This is a genomic window from Pectobacterium wasabiae CFBP 3304 (assembly GCF_001742185.1).
Lineage (GTDB): Bacteria > Pseudomonadota > Gammaproteobacteria > Enterobacterales > Enterobacteriaceae > Pectobacterium > Pectobacterium wasabiae.
The window spans coordinates 2,131,150-2,147,145 of sequence record NZ_CP015750.1 but is presented as its reverse complement, the minus strand read 5'-3'; the positions used below and the strand labels follow the sequence as shown (position 1 = coordinate 2,147,145).

The following is a 15,996-nucleotide window of genomic DNA, read 5'->3' as shown; positions in this document are numbered from 1 at the left end:
TAGCTCTGTGCGACGAAAGCGCATTTTCCCCGCCAGAACCATAACTTAATATAATCAACCTCTTACAGAATTAAGCAGCCAGAGTGCACGGCGCGTTTCAACGCTAATATGACTCGGTTCTTTATCGCGCGCACTCGCCTCGCCGGTAAGCAATTCAGCAAAGCCCGCCTGCTTGATTTGCAACTGGTAACGTGGCGTTTTCAAACTCCGCTCCGCCTGCGATAACAGCGGGATAAGGCGGCTGCTTTGCCTGTCCATCGTCTTGCGCGGCCATGCTTTGTTTTCATCCAGATACGGGGCCATAAAATCCAGCGCTTTTATCACACTGCTTCCCTTCGGCGTTTGGTACTGCCAGATATTCTCCCCGATACGGGAAGCCAGAATAGCCATATCTGTTATCGCCTGAAGATTGAAGTAGCTGTAATGGAAAGAACGAGTACGCGCCAGTTCCTCTGGCTGAGAACCATCCGGTTGCAGTTGATGATCCAATTTCTCTCGCTGCAATTGCGCCATGGATTTCACCACGTCGATTTTTCCCAGATACCAGGCGATGCCAGCAACCTGTACGGTATACCAGCTACCGTGGTTATTCTTGGCTGTTGCCTCTTTTTTCCCCAATTTACTGGTTTGCAACCAGTGTAGATAATCACTCATCCATTTCTGCATCGGCTGCTCATCCTGCGTCGTCCAGCCTGGTGCCTGACGCAGCATAATCAGAGAATCGACAATACGGGTGGAGAAATAGCGTCCGTCCAGCACGCCCGATCCCCTGCCTGGAGCAATACCAGGTACACCCTGCGCAAAATCGAGATTAGGGTTCATCCGCGTATCAGGGTCGATAAACCAGCTACGAATCATCGACATGGCCTTATCGGCATACGCCTGTTTTCCAGAGAAATACCACGCCAGCGTCAACGCCTGCGTTTGGGCAGTAAATTTTGCCAGCCTTACCCCATCCGTCTCCTCATCCTTGCTGGCAGGGTTTACCTGCCCATCACGACGGATCCAAGGCAAACCATCAGCTTTGTCGAGATCGGGCCACCAGTAGGCGCTGAGGCTCAAATAATCATGCTTTGAACCACTGGGTGGCGTGGTTTTCTTTTCCGTCACGCTAGGGTTATCACTTTTCAGCGCACGGTCGGCTTCCGAAATAAGCTGCTCATACGCCATTCGCGTCTGCGGTTTTTCCGTTTTCTGCTGAAGTTGCTGCTTTACTGCGGATAGCTGAGACGACTGTAAGAAGGCGTAGGGATTATCGGGGGATGACACGTTAGGCTCCGCGTCCGCACGGACACCAGAGGTCACACAACACAAGACAACCAGTAAACCTGACCAATAACGTAACCGCATACTTTCTCCTGATGTCGAAAACACGACCGTTAACGCAAAAAATTCTCGGTATACTAAACGTGTAAGGCTGATTAATTCAGGTTGTTATCTCGCAAAAACGCCTCGCCACCCATCTGCCGCATCTGGCGCAAAATCCACTGCTGACGTTGAATGACATAGCTGGAGGGCGCATTGACGCGAAAACGAATGGGGTTAGGCAGCACCGCCGCCAGCAAAGCAGCCTCGCTTGCAGTCAGCCTGCTGGCAGGTTTGTTGAAATAACGTCTGGCGGCCGCTTCCACGCCAAAAATCCCGGGGCCAAATTCAGCGATATTAAGATACACGGTAAGAATCCGCCGTTTTGTCCAGACCAGCTCCACCCCAGTGGTAATACCCGCCTCAAGCCCCTTACGCACCCAACTGCGCCCATCCCACAAGAACAGATTCTTCACCATCTGCTGTGACAGCGTAGACGCACCGCGAACCCGCTGCGTGTTGCGCTCGTTGTGTTTCAGTGCCCGACCAATCGCATCAATATCGAAGCCCCAATGCTGGGGAAATTTTTGGTCTTCTGCCGCCATCACCGCCAGCGCCATTTCCGGTGCGATATCGTCCATTGCCACCCAGTCTGAATGGGCAACATAGGAAAACTCGCCGTTCAGCCACGCACTGACCTGCCTGTCGGCCATTACCGCAGAAAACGGTACGGGCAGAAAGGAAAACAGCAGGATGCCAGCTAGCCACGCACCGACGACAGCCAATACACTTCTAACAACCAGACGCTTCAGCCACGTGAGTAAGCCTCCACGCCTTCGGTTCCACCTCATTCGGTGAGATCCAATACGCGGGCAACGAGCTTATCAATGCCTTGTGCTGCTTCGCTGATGGAGTTAGCCAACATATAGGCCGGTGTCGTCACGATTTTATGTTCCTCATCCACCACGATATCATCGACCGGACAAACGACGTGGATACCACCCATCTCTTCGACGGCCTCAGCGGTATCGATATCGTTACCAATGGTTACGCGAACAGGTACACCCAGAATCTTCGGCAGCAACACGGGCGAGATGCAAAGCAAACCAATTGGTTTACTTTGCTTATAAATTTCCCGTGTGAGCAATTGCAGCATTTCATCGATCTGACAGGCCGAACCCTGCGTAAAAAAGTCGCTTAAATTTTTCACAGCGCCAAAACCACCCGGCACAATCAGCGCGTCTAAATCTTGTGCATTCGCAGCAGAAAGCGGCTGGACATTTCCTCTGGCGATCCGTGCTGATTCTGCTAAAACGTTGCGATTCTCGCCAGTTACGTCACCCGTCAGATGATTAACCACCTGTAATTGCGGCTTATCTGGCGCAAAGCAAACCGCCTGTGCGCCCGCGCGATCCAGCGCGAGTAACGTCAACACGGCTTCATGAATCTCTGAACCGTCATAAACACCACAGCCACTGAGGACAATGCCGACTCGTTTCATCATCTTTTCCTTCATTTCATTACATCAACTAATTGATTTTTTAATTGACAAACACTAATCTACATCACACATTTTAATGATTCTTGTAACAAAGATTTCCACATTTGCTATTTTGTTGCTTGATGAAGATGTACAGTACTTGGGCTTTACTTGTTGTTGTAAGTTCTTTAGTTACTGTTGTAAGTTGTTGTAGTTAAGACACGTTAAAGACACGAATATCCGCACTTGCGAGTTTACAAACCCTGAGATCTAAATGCAGGTGCATGTTTTCCCTGGTGTTGGCGCATAATTCGCGCACCCCGGCTTCGGCCGGGGTCATTTTGTTCTACCGTATGGAAACGTGCAAAGCCCTCGCATTCCCCATCCCTCTTCATCGTAAACACCACTCAATCTGACGCCGTTCTGCATTTTTTACATGATGTCATGTGATACGAAAAAAAATTTCTAACCGCGTTACTCGCCACATCCTTGTGGCCGCAGCACACTGAATCAGCCCAAATACCAAATCAGGACTCTTTTTCTGCTTTTGCTACCCAATCACGCAGTACCTGAACGTCATGACGCCAGTCGTGCTTAAGCTCATCGACCCATTCCTGTACGTTATCCCACCATGCTGGTAGCGATGAAGTCTGAATCTGCTGAGCAATCTGTTGCAGATGCCGCAACCCAACGGAACCCGCCGCCCCTTTAATTTTGTGACCTTCTTCCGTAATGCCTTTCTGATCGCGTGCCGTCATGTTGGAATCCAGAATCGCCAGATAGCCCGGCATCATCTGCTCAAACATCTCCAGGCTCTGATGAATCAATTTCGGCCCCACCAAATCCAGATACTGCTCCAGCATCGGGATATCCAGCAGATCTTCTTTTGCTTTTGCCATTTCATCACCGTCCTCAGCCACAGGTTCTTCCGCCCACACCGTGTGATTATCCCAATATTGTTTAATGACGGCCGTCAGCGCAGGCACCGACAGCGGTTTGCTGAGCACGTCATCCATACCCGCATCCAGATATTCGCGTTTATCTTTCAGCACATTCGCCGTCAGCGCCACCAGCGGCGGCATATTGCGGTTGGCATAACGCGAACGTAGCTGACGCGCCACATCGAGCCCGGTCATATCCGGCAGTTGAATATCAAGTAACACCAGATCGAACTCATCGGGATCGAACATATCTAGCGCGTCCTGTCCGGTCATGGCGACGTCTACGCTATTCCCCAGTTTCTCCAGAACCGAACGCGCAACCACCACGTTCAATTCGATATCTTCCACCAGCAGAACGTGTAGCGCAGGTAGCGGCATGTCATCATCGTCTTCCAGACCGCTTCCCGCTTCATCGACGCTCGGCGCAATCACCGTCAGGGTGAAGCAGGAGCCCTTACCTTGCATGCTGGAAACCTGGATATCGCCTCCCATGTTCTGCGCCAGACGCTTCGACACCGCCAGACCAATTCCCGAGCCCGTTGCCGGTTTCCCACCGTGCTGGTCTTTGACCTGATAATACATAGCAAAGATTTTTTCCAATTCATCCGCCGGGATACCCATCCCAGAATCTTCAACCTCGAAGCGCAGGCGGTCGCCTTTTTCATGCCAGACGCGCACCACAATTTCGCCCTTTTCGCCTTTCTCACCCTTCGGTGTGAATTTCACCGCGTTACTGAGCAGGTTCCATAGAATCTGCCGCAGGCGCGTGCCGTCGGTCACCACTTTCTGCGGCAGAGGCTGGTGCTGGTCCATAATCAGCTTCAAGCCTTTCGGCTCCGCCAGCAGGCCACCGAGGTTTTCCAGATCCACCAGAAAACCGGTGAAATCGATCGGCTGATTATCCAGTTGCACCTTGCGACGCTCCTGTTTGTCCATCTCAATCACGTCGTTAAAGATATTGCCCAGCGTAATCGCGCTGACGTGGATGGTTTTCAGGTATTTTTGCTGCTCAGGGTCAAGTTGCGTATCCAGCAGGATGCGACTTAACCCGACAATGCCATTAAGCGGCGTACGAAGCTCGTGGCTGATTGTTGAGATAAAAGTGGTCTTCTCCCTACTCGCGTTCTCTAACGCGTCCTGGTAACGCTTACGCTCCGTTATATCGCGTCCGAATCCCATCAGCCCGTGACGTTTGCCCATCCGGTCATAAAACGGCACTTTACGCAGCTCAAAACAGGCTTTGCGCCCATCGGGATAAACCAGCCATTGTTCGTAGGTCAGAGAAACGTTATGACGGAACACTTTTTCGTCCGTCTCCATCACTTTCTCGGCAATATCAGGGGCGTAAACATCCTGCGGCGTCAAACCAATCAGTTGCTTCTGGCTTTTGCCTACCAGCAGCTCCATTGCGCGGTTGCAGCCGGAGAATTCTTTTTCTTCGTTACGGTAGTAAACCAGATCTGGCGAGGCATCGAGGAACGAACGCAGCAGCGCAGATTGCTGCTCCAGCTCAATTTGTGCCTGTTCGCGGCGGGACATCTCTTCTTTGAGTCGGCTCATCACCAGCACACGAGCCTCTTCCGCTTTGATACGGTCGGCAATTTCCTGATTGAGCTGCGCGATGTTCTCCTGAAGCTGCACATTCAGCTCCAGATCCCGATGGCGCATCTCTTCCAGCTTCGCCACCAGCTTCGATAGCCGCTGGCGCGACTCTTCAAGCTGTTCCACCACCACAGAGAGAAAATAAACAGCCCAGGGCGTAATCAGCAGCCCGAAGAAAATAGAGCGGACGACATCGATATTCTCGACCTCCCCGCTGAGCAACAGGGTGACCGCCATTTGCACCACCATCGCCAGCAGCACCAATACCGAGGCCAGCAGCAGTGAAAAACGGACAAGCCCCAGTTTTACCATTAAATCAACATAGTACTGAGCCAACAGACGAATTTGCTTCATAGCGATTTCCCTTAGTCACCAACCCACGCATCATAACGCAAAATAGCGGCTTATACGGGCTGCACCGTAGATTCACGACATGAAATGTCGGCGTCCACCGCCCGTGTCTTTTGACGTATCAGACGCCATCGTACTGGTAAGGTGTGCCGAGTGCTGAACCCTGTACACCATGCGTTTGCAGATAGCGGTCCAGCTCTACCATGCCCGTCCAGCGATTTTCACACCAGAGCGGGGCCAGCAGGGTCGGACGTCGGGCGCTGGCGGAAATGCGGTGGTAGATCACGTCAGGCGGCGTATGGCGAATCATCTCTCCCGCCGTCTCGACGTAGCGATCCAAGGCCAATTCGGGCAACCTTCCGGCTCGCCAGGCCTTAGCCATCGTGCTGCCCTCCACGATATGGAGTGGGTGAAGCTTAATACCTTCCACCCCGGTCTCAACGACCTGCTCCAGCGTCGTTAAACAGCGCTGTGCGTCTTCTCTCGGTAAACCGACAATCAGATGGCTGCACACCTTCAAACCGCGTTCACGCGCGCGGCGGGTGGTTTCCTGATAGCAGGCGAAATCATGCCCACGATTAATACGGTGCAGCGTTTTGTCACAGGCACTTTGCAACCCAAGCTCCAGCCAAACTTCATAGCCGCGATCGTGGTAACGGGACAATAAATCCAGTACGGCATCTGGCACGCAGTCGGGACGAGTCCCCACGCAAAGCCCCACCATCTCGGCCTGCTTCAACGCTTCCTGATACATACTCTCCAGTACCTGAACTTCGGCATAGGTACTGGTATACGCCTGAAAATAGGCCAGATAGCGCTTGGCCCTATTCACCTTTCCCGCCTGTGCTTCCAACTGCTGCGCAATACTGCGTTGCTGCATCTGTTCATCGGCAAACGAGGCGACATTACAGAACGTGCAACCACCTCGCCCCAGCGTGCCATCGCGGTTGGGGCAATTAAACCCGCCGTGCAGTGTCAGCTTGTGGATCTTCTCGCCATAGCGACGTTGAAGATTTCCGCCAAACATATTGATTAATTTTTGCAATTGCATATTCTAGCCTGCTCCCTTAAGGAACAGCAGACTACCTCTCTCTTGCCCCCTTCGCGATGACCGCGATCAATCACACACATGCCAATGAAATGCATTTTTATTCGCTTTTAGTGAAAATAAACTCACGTCCGTGCCAATTAATTTTTCTTATCTCGTCGACACACCTGATGAGAAGATGAAGCAATACTTAAAAATAGTTTCATAAAATCTAAAAGTAGCCATATGCAGCAGAATATTCTACAACGCAGAAAGAACCTAGCATGGATAAGGGTTCTTATGCTTTTGTATAGTGATACAGCTCACATTTCAATGTAATCCCATATCCATCCACCGAGATGATTTTTCTAAAAAAATCATTATCTTTCATAGATATAACTAAAAATTATCGCTTATCAGCACATTTTGCACTGGTATTTGACCTGAACAGGGTTTCTCGCTAATTTGGGGATCCGCTGGAAGCTTTCCTGACGGGTCCATGATTCGTCATATTTATGCAGTAAATGAAGACTCCCTCTAAAAACAAGTCATTTACCACTTGTGAGACCGTCACGAGAGGCCGAAGAAGAGAGCGTAATACTAGCCGCTCAACGCCACGGTGCTTTCTCGCAGTAGGTTGTGAGAGTCACACAGAGCCTGGGGAGGTTCACTAATATGTTGTACGATGCATCCCAAGAGAGAGATAACTGTGGTTTCGGACTAATCGCCCATATAGAAGGTGAGCCGAGCCATAAAGTAGTGCGTACCGCTATTCACGCACTCGCACGCATGCAGCACCGTGGCGCAATCCTTGCTGACGGCAAGACTGGCGACGGCTGCGGTTTATTACTTCAGAAGCCCGATCGTTTCTTTCGCCTGGTGGCAGAAGAGCACGGCTGGCGCTTAGCCAAAAATTACGCCGTTGGCATGATGTTTCTCAATCAGGACGAAGAGCTGGCTCGCGCTACGCGTCGGATTGTAGAAGAAGAGTTGCAGAATGAAACGCTGTCCGTACTAGGCTGGCGTGAAGTTCCGACCAACCCAGATGTACTGGGTGAAATTGCCCTGTCATCTATGCCACGTATTGAGCAGATTTTCGTTAACGCCCCGGCAGGCTGGCGTCAACGAGATATGGAACGCCGCCTGTTTATGGCGCGTCGCCGTATTGAAAAGCGCATCGAAGACAAAGAGTTCTACGTGTGTAGTTTCTCCAATCTGGTGACGATCTATAAAGGTCTGTGCATGCCAGCGGATCTGCCACGTTTCTACCTCGATCTGGCCGATCTGCGTATGGAGTCAGCAATTTGCCTGTTCCACCAGCGCTTCTCAACCAACACCGTACCGCGCTGGCCACTGGCGCAGCCGTTCCGCTATCTGGCGCACAACGGTGAAATCAACACGATTGCCGGTAACCGCCAATGGGCGCGCGCACGTGCTTACAAATTCAAAACCCCGCTGATTCCAGATTTGCAGGATGCCGCACCGTTCGTTAACGAAACCGGCTCCGACTCCAGCTCGCTGGACAACATGCTGGAACTGTTCCTGAGCGGCGGGATGGATATCATCCGCGCCATGCGCCTGCTGGTTCCGCCAGCCTGGCAGAACAACCCGGATATGGATCCTGAACTGCGCTCATTCTTCGACTTTAACTCCATGCACATGGAGCCGTGGGATGGCCCAGCCGGTATCGTGATGTCCGACGGGCGCTATGCAGCCTGTAACCTGGATCGTAACGGCCTGCGCCCCGCGCGCTATGTCATCACCAAAGACAAACTGATCACCTGCGCGTCTGAAGTCGGTATCTGGGATTATCAGCCGGATGAAGTGGTTGAAAAAGGCCGCGTCGGTCCGGGCGAGCTGATGGTAATCGACACCCGCAGCGGTCGCATTCTGCACTCTGCCGAAACCGATAACGATCTGAAAAGCCGCCATCCTTACAAAGAGTGGATGGAGAAAAACGTTAAGCGTCTGGTGCCGTTTGAAGAGTTGCCAGACGATCAGGTCGGTAGCCGTGAATTCAACAACGAGCTGCTGGAAACCTACCAGAAACAGTACGGCTACAGCAGCGAAGAGCTGGATCAGGTTATCCGCGTACTAGGTGAAAATGGTCAGGAAGCGACCGGTTCCATGGGTGACGATACACCGTTCGCCGTGCTGTCGAGCCGTCCACGCATCATTTATGACTACTTCCGTCAACAGTTCGCGCAGGTCACCAACCCGCCGATCGATCCACTACGCGAAGCACATGTGATGTCGCTAGCGACCAGCATTGGTCGTGAAATGAACGTCTTCTGCGAAGCGGAAGGTCAGGCCCACCGTCTAAGCTTTAAATCGCCGATCCTGCTTTACTCCGACTTCACACAGTTGACGTCGCAGGATGAGCTGCACTATCGCGCCGACACACTGGATCTGACGTTTGATCCGTCGCAGCAATCACTGCAACAGACCATCGAAAAACTGTGTGACGAAGCAGAAAGCAAAGTCAGAGACGGCGCCGTTCTGCTGGTGCTGTCCGACCGCGGCATCAGTGAATCTCGTCTGCCTGTCCCTGCACCAATGGCCGTGGGTGCCGTTCAGCGCCGTTTGGTGGAAAAGAGCCTGCGCTGCGATGCCAACATCATTGTGGAAACCGCCAGTGCACGCGACCCGCACCACTTTGCCGTACTGTTAGGCTTTGGTGCGACGGCTATCTACCCTTACCTCGCCTACGAAACGCTGGCGCGGATGGTGGATAACCACACCATCGACAAACCTTATCGGGCCGTGATGTTGAACTACCGTAACGGCATCAATAAAGGCCTGTACAAGATTATGTCCAAAATGGGCATCTCGACGATTGCGTCTTATCGCTGCTCCAAGCTGTTTGAAGCCGTGGGTCTGCATAAAGATGTGTCGACGGAATGCTTCCTGGGCGTAGTCAGCCGCATCGGCGGGGCAAACTACAGCGACTTCGAACAGGATCTGCTGAACCTGTCCAAGCGTGCCTGGCTGAAGCGCAAAACGCTGGAACAAGGCGGCCTGCTGAAGTTTGTTCACGGCGGCGAATACCATGCCTACAACCCGGATGTCGTCACCACGCTGCAAACCGCGGTGAAAACCGGGGAGTACAGCGATTATGAGCAATACGCCAAACTGGTTAACGAGCGTCCGGCCGCAACATTACGCGACCTGCTGGCGCTGAAACCGCAAGAAGGTGCGGCCATCGCTATCGACAGCGTTGAACCAGCCACTGAAATGTTCAAACGTTTCGATACCGCAGCCATGTCTATCGGCGCACTCAGCCCCGAAGCCCATGAATCGCTGGCAGAAGCGATGAACGGACTGGGTGGTTTCTCCAACTCCGGTGAGGGTGGTGAAGATCCAGCGCGTTACGGCACCAATAAAGTTTCACGTATCAAGCAGGTTGCTTCTGGTCGCTTTGGTGTCACACCAGCCTATCTGGTCAACGCCGATGTCATTCAGATTAAAGTGGCGCAGGGCGCGAAGCCGGGCGAAGGCGGCCAGTTACCGGGTGATAAAGTCACGCCGTACATTGCCCGTCTGCGCTATTCCGTACCGGGCGTGACGCTGATTTCACCACCGCCACACCACGATATTTACTCTATCGAAGATCTGGCACAGTTGATTTTCGATCTGAAACAGGTCAACCCGAAAGCGATGATTTCGGTGAAACTGGTGTCCGAGCCGGGGGTTGGTACGATCGCTACCGGCGTTGCCAAGGCTTATGCTGACCTAATCACCATCGCCGGTTACGACGGCGGCACAGGTGCCAGCCCGTTGTCCTCCGTGAAATACGCGGGCTGCCCGTGGGAGCTGGGGCTGGTTGAAACACAGCAGGCTCTGGTATCCAACGGACTGCGCCACAAAATCCGCCTTCAAGTGGACGGTGGTCTGAAAACCGGTCTGGATATCGTCAAAGCGGCGATTCTGGGTGCAGAAAGCTTCGGCTTCGGCACCGGGCCAATGGTGGCGCTGGGCTGTAAATACCTGCGTATCTGCCACCTGAATAACTGTGCAACGGGTGTTGCAACGCAGGATGAGAAGCTGCGTCGCGATCACTACCACGGCTTGCCTGAGCGCGTAACCAACTACTTCCACTTCATCGCACATGAAACCCGCGTGCTGATGGCAGAATTGGGCGTCAGCCGTCTGGTGGATCTGATTGGTCGTACTGACTTGCTGGTTGAGCTAGACGGTTTCAGCGCTAAGCAGAACAAACTGGACCTGTCGCCACTGCTGCACGCCGCACAGCCTCAGCCAGGCAAAGCGCTGTACTGTACTGAAAGCAATCTGTCGTTCGATAAAGGCTTGTTGAACAAAGAGCTGCTGGCACAAGCACAGCCGCACATCGATGCGAAACAGGGCAAAGCACTCTACTTCGATATCCGCAACACCGATCGCTCCGTCGGCGCGACGCTGTCTGGCGCAATTGCCGAGAAGCATGGCGATCAAGGGCTGGCTGGCGATCCGATTAAAGCTCACTTCTCCGGTACCGCAGGACAGAGCTTTGGTGTCTGGAACGCAGGCGGCCTTGAACTGAAATTAACGGGCGATGCCAACGACTACGTGGGCAAAGGTATGGCGGGCGGTAGTATCTCCGTGCGTCCTCCGGTGGGTTCAGCCTTCCGTAGCCACGAAGCCAGCATCATCGGTAATACCTGCCTCTACGGCGCTACCGGCGGTAAGCTGTTTGCCGCAGGCCGCGCTGGCGAACGTTTCGCCGTGCGTAACTCCGGCTGTATCACCGTGGTAGAAGGTATCGGCGATAACGGCTGTGAATACATGACGGGCGGTATCGTCTGCGTGCTGGGTCGTACTGGCGTGAACTTTGGCGCAGGTATGACGGGTGGGTTCGCCTACGTGCTGGATGAAGACGGTGAATTCCGTAAACGCGTAAATCCAGAGCTGGTAGAAGTGCTGGATGTTGAAGAATTGGCTATTCATGAAGAGCATCTGCGTGGCCTGATCACCGAGCATGTGCAGCAGACCGGTTCACACCGCGGAGAAGAGATCCTCGCTAACTGGCCGACCTGGGCACCGAAATTTGCTCTGGTGAAACCGAAGTCAAGTGATGTGAAGGCATTGTTGGGTCACCGTAGTCGTTCCGCAGCCGAGCTGCGGGTTCAGGCGCAGTAAGAGGTCATCATGAGTCAGAATGTTTACCAGTTTATCGACTTACAGCGCGTTGATCCGCCCAAAAAACCGCTGAAGATTCGTAAAATTGAATTTGTTGAGATCTACGAACCGTTCTCAGAAAGCCAGTCCAAAGCACAGGCAGATCGCTGCCTGGCGTGTGGCAACCCTTACTGTGAGTGGAAATGTCCGGTACATAACTACATCCCGAACTGGCTGAAGCTGGCGAACGAAGGCCGCATTATCGAAGCGGCTGAGTTATCGCACCAGACCAACAGCCTGCCGGAAGTCTGCGGCCGCGTGTGTCCGCAGGATCGTCTGTGTGAAGGGTCTTGTACGCTGAATGATGAATTCGGCGCGGTCACCATCGGTAACATCGAACGCTATATCAATGATAAAGCGATAGAGATGGGCTGGAAGCCGAGCGTTGCCAACGTCAAACCGACCGGCAAACGCGTCGCTATCATTGGCGCTGGCCCTGCCGGGCTGGCCTGTGCCGACGTGCTGGCACGCAGTGGCGTACAGGCTGTTGTTTTCGATCGTCATCCTGAGATCGGTGGCTTGCTGACCTTCGGCATCCCTTCTTTCAAGCTCGAAAAAGAAGTGATGGTGAAACGTCGTGAGATCTTCACCGAGATGGGCATCGAATTCCGTCTGAATACCGAAGTTGGTAAAGACGTGCAGATGAAAGCGCTGCTGGATGAGTACGATGCGGTCTTCCTCGGCGTCGGCACCTATCAGTCTATGCGTGGCGGATTGGACAATGAAGACGCTCAGGGTGTCTACGATGCGCTGCCGTTCCTGATCGCTAACACCAAGCAGTTGATGGGCTTTGAAGCCGCAGCAGACGAGCCTTACGTCAGCATGCAAGCTAAACGCGTTGTGGTGCTGGGCGGTGGTGACACCGCGATGGACTGCGTGCGTACCTCTATTCGTCAGGGCGCAACGCACGTGACCTGTGCCTATCGCCGTGATGAAGAGAACATGCCGGGTTCCAAGCGCGAAGTGAAAAACGCGCGTGAAGAAGGCGTCGAGTTCAAATTCAACCTGCAACCGCTGAGCGTCGAGGTTAACGGCTCAGGCAAAGTGTGCGGTGTGAAAATGGCGCGTACCGCGCTGGGTGCGCCGGATGCCAACGGGCGTCGTCGTCCTGAAATCGTAGAGGGTTCCGAGCACGTTCTGGAAGCCGATGCGGTCATCATGGCGTTCGGCTTCCGTCCGCACAAAATGGCGTGGCTGGCAGAGCATGACGTCAAACTGGACGATCAAGGGCGCATTGTTGCACCAGAAAGCTGTGACAACGCTTTCCAAACCAGCAACCCGAAAATTTTTGCGGGCGGCGACGCGGTTCGCGGTTCCGATCTGGTGGTTACCGCCATCGCAGAAGGTCGTAAAGCCGCTGACGGCATCATGAACTATCTGGAAGTGTAGAAACGCATCACGTCTCTTAAGGGCAGCGCTAGCTGCCCTTTTCTTTTCCGGCTGTATCTGAAGCGCCTGTTAGCAACCGATGGCAACAATCCACTCTCTTTTTTAGAATTTCACACCAGATAAGCTCATAAACCCTTCATCTTTCCACTTCGTTTTAAAGAACTTTTCGTAATAAATCCTTCAGCATCACGATAAAGGCGTACACTTATCTTCGGCATTTACTTGTCTTTATTGAGATTGGATTTCATTAAGGAGTAAATATGACAACCGAAGTGGCACTGGTAACAGGGGCTGGTCAAGGTATTGGCCGCGCTATTGCTCTCAGATTGGCGAAGGACGGGTTTGCCGTCGCCATCGTGGACTATAACCAAGAAACCGCGCGCAGTGTGGCGCAAGAAATCGAAAAATCCGGCGGACAGGCCATCGCATTACAGGCCGACGTCGCAGATCGTGAGGCAGTGTTCACTGCCGTCGCAGAAACCAAAAAACGCTTTGGTGACTTTAACGTCATCGTCAATAACGCCGGAGTGGCTCCCTCAACCCTGATTGAAGATATCACGCCAGAAGTTGTCGATCGCGTTTATAACATCAACGTCAAAGGCGTTATCTGGGGTATTCAGGCGGCTCTCGATGCCTTCAAATCTCTGGGGCACGGTGGCAAAATCATCAATGCCTGTTCACAGGCGGGGCATGTGGGCAACCCTGAACTCGCCGTCTACAGTTCGAGTAAATTTGCGGTTCGCGGCTTAACGCAAACTGCCGCGCGCGATTTAGCCCCGCTGGGCATTACGGTCAATGGTTACTGCCCGGGTATCGTAAAAACGCCAATGTGGGATGAAATCGATCGGAAAATTTCTGAGTCAGCAGGAAAACCACGTGGGTATGCAACGGAAGAGTTTGCCAAACGCATCACGCTGGGTCGTCTGTCCGAACCAGAAGATGTCGCCGCCTGCGTCTCCTATCTGGCCAGCCACGATTCAGACTATATGACAGGACAGTCGTTACTCATTGATGGCGGAATGGTGTTCAATTAACGATACGTTGCGAACCCAAAAGGAACATGTGCTTTGCGCACTTGAGTCATAGTAATTCTAACGATATACCCTAAATAATTCGAGTTACAGGAAGGCGGCAAGAGAGAGAATCCCGATGAGCTTACTTAGGTAAGTGATTCGGGTGAATGAACGTAACCAACGCACCTGTAGCTTGAAGTATGACGGGTATAAGAAAGGGCACCGTAGAGGTGCCCTTGGGAACGAATTTATTTAACGACCCGCAACGAGGGTCTGCCACCTTTAGGCGGCTGTGGCGGTTCGTCATCAGAACCTGAGCCATCCTCAGGTGCTTCAGAATCAGGCGAGCTATCGACAATCGACATGACCGTCCCTGAAGCGGGTGCGCCTTCCTGAAAGTCTTCATATTCGCCTGCGCCTTCGTAAGCAGGTTCGGACTCAAACATCGTTCCAGCCCCATTCTCACGCGCGTAAATCGCCATTACGGCCGCCATCGGCACATGAACCTGACGCGGTACGCCGCCAAAACGGGCATTGAAACGAACGCTGTCATCAGCTAACTCAAGGCCACCAACAGCACGCGGTGCGATATTCAGCACGATCTGGCCGTCACGGGCAAACTCCATCGGCACCATAACATCCGGCAAAGTGACATCGACTACCAGATGAGGCGTTAATTGGTTATCCAGCAACCAATCATAAAAAGCCCGTAATAAATACGGACGACGCGGAGACAGTTGAGACAACGCCATACAGTTTAACCTCGGGTTTGCAAACGCATTTCACGTTCCACTTCCGTCAGGGAAGCCAGGAACGCATCACGCTCAAAGACGCGTGTCATGTAGCCTTTCAGCTCCTTCGCGCCCGACCCACTCAGTTCAATACCTAACTGCGGCAGACGCCACAGCAGCGGAGCCAGGTAGCAATCTACCAGGCTGAACTCTTCACTCATGAAATAAGGCGCTTCATTGAACACCGGGGCAATAGCCAGCAGTTCTTCACGCAATTGCTTACGCGCCGCATCCGCTTCCTGAGCGCTGCCATGCGTAATTTTTTTCAGTAAAGAATACCAGTCGCTCTCAATGCGATGCATCATCAGGCGGCTGTTACCGCGCGCAACCGGATAGACGGGCATTAACGGCGGATGAGGAAAACGTTCATCCAGATACTCCATGATAATTCGTGATTCATAGAGCGTCAGTTCGCGATCGACCAGCGTCGGCACGGAACCGTAAGGATTGAGGTCAATAAGATCCTGAGGCAGATTATCCATGTCCACCTGTTCAATCTCGACACTCACACCCTTTTCCGCCAATACGATGCGGACCTGATGGCTAAAAATGTCGGATGGACCAGAAAACAGCGTCATTACCGAACGTTTGTTGGCAGCGACAGCCATGAAAACCTCCAAGTTTATCGAGAAAATACGGCGAATAGCCGTGCAATGGGTAATCTGCAAACCGCTATTCGAAATTTTGCTCGCCAATGTGTAAACATCACCTGAAAAAATACGTCGTTTCAAACAGCGACGACAGTTGACACACGGGCATAAAATCGGCGAATAGCTTATCAGATTTTGTTCGTTTTGTGGGGGGATAGGCAGGAAATCTTATTCATATAAATGATAAATAACATTATTTTTATTAAATGCAAATATTTCACCTGCAATAACGAAGTCCAAACAACCCGACTGGAAGGGATCTATACCTCGCC

Annotated in this window: 10 protein-coding genes; 3 read left to right on the top strand and 7 right to left on the bottom strand. The window is 52.7% G+C overall.

Annotated features, from left to right (window positions below):
• Nucleotides 1-54: 54 nt before the first annotated feature.
• The 5 genes from A7983_RS09710 to A7983_RS09690 all read right to left on the bottom strand — a co-directional run bounded on the left by A7983_RS09710 (nucleotide 55) and on the right by A7983_RS09690 (nucleotide 6,730).
• Nucleotides 55-1,350 (bottom strand): alginate lyase family protein, encoded by a 1,296-nt coding sequence (locus tag A7983_RS09710; protein ID WP_005975521.1) that lies wholly within the window; start codon nucleotides 1,348-1,350, stop codon nucleotides 55-57.
• 71 nt (nucleotides 1,351-1,421) lie between these two features.
• A complete protein-coding gene (gene mtgA / locus A7983_RS09705; protein WP_005975519.1) occupies nucleotides 1,422-2,156 on the bottom strand; it encodes a monofunctional biosynthetic peptidoglycan transglycosylase in 735 nt (244 codons plus the stop codon).
• Nucleotides 2,153-2,806, bottom strand: a complete 654-nt coding sequence (elbB, locus tag A7983_RS09700; protein ID WP_005975516.1) for an isoprenoid biosynthesis glyoxalase ElbB — start codon at nucleotides 2,804-2,806, stop codon at nucleotides 2,153-2,155. The genes mtgA and elbB overlap by 4 nt, the downstream gene beginning before the upstream one ends.
• 506 nt (nucleotides 2,807-3,312) lie before the next feature.
• Nucleotides 3,313-5,682, bottom strand: a complete 2,370-nt coding sequence (gene arcB, locus A7983_RS09695) for an aerobic respiration two-component sensor histidine kinase ArcB (protein WP_005975514.1) — start codon at nucleotides 5,680-5,682, stop codon at nucleotides 3,313-3,315.
• 118 nt (nucleotides 5,683-5,800) lie between these two features.
• Nucleotides 5,801-6,730, bottom strand: coding sequence for a TIGR01212 family radical SAM protein (locus A7983_RS09690; protein ID WP_005975512.1), 930 nt, complete (start codon nucleotides 6,728-6,730; stop codon nucleotides 5,801-5,803).
• Between the two features lie 651 nt (nucleotides 6,731-7,381).
• Here A7983_RS09690 and gltB point away from each other — a divergent pair.
• The 3 genes from gltB (at nucleotide 7,382) to A7983_RS09675 (ending at nucleotide 14,304) form a co-directional block, all read left to right on the top strand.
• Entirely contained in the window at nucleotides 7,382-11,842 is a 4,461-nt protein-coding gene (gltB, locus tag A7983_RS09685; RefSeq protein ID WP_005975510.1) for a glutamate synthase large subunit, read from the top strand.
• A gap of 9 nt (nucleotides 11,843-11,851) precedes the next feature.
• Entirely contained in the window at nucleotides 11,852-13,270 is a 1,419-nt protein-coding gene (locus A7983_RS09680; protein WP_005975508.1) for a glutamate synthase small subunit, read from the top strand.
• Nucleotides 13,271-13,530: 260 nt separating this feature from the next.
• The gene (locus tag A7983_RS09675) at nucleotides 13,531-14,304 is read left to right on the top strand and encodes a (S)-acetoin forming diacetyl reductase (protein ID WP_005975507.1); all 774 of its coding nucleotides are present in this window, start codon (nucleotides 13,531-13,533) and stop codon (nucleotides 14,302-14,304) included.
• A 227-nt stretch (nucleotides 14,305-14,531) separates the two neighbouring features.
• On the opposite strand, the gene sspB is transcribed toward A7983_RS09675, so the two are convergent.
• Nucleotides 14,532-15,035, bottom strand: coding sequence for a ClpXP protease specificity-enhancing factor (gene sspB / locus A7983_RS09670; protein ID WP_005975505.1), 504 nt, complete (start codon nucleotides 15,033-15,035; stop codon nucleotides 14,532-14,534).
• A 5-nt stretch (nucleotides 15,036-15,040) separates the two neighbouring features.
• Complete coding sequence (gene sspA / locus A7983_RS09665; protein WP_005975503.1) at nucleotides 15,041-15,682, bottom strand: stringent starvation protein SspA; 642 nt, start codon at nucleotides 15,680-15,682, stop codon at nucleotides 15,041-15,043.
• Between the last annotated feature and the right edge of the window lie 314 nt (nucleotides 15,683-15,996).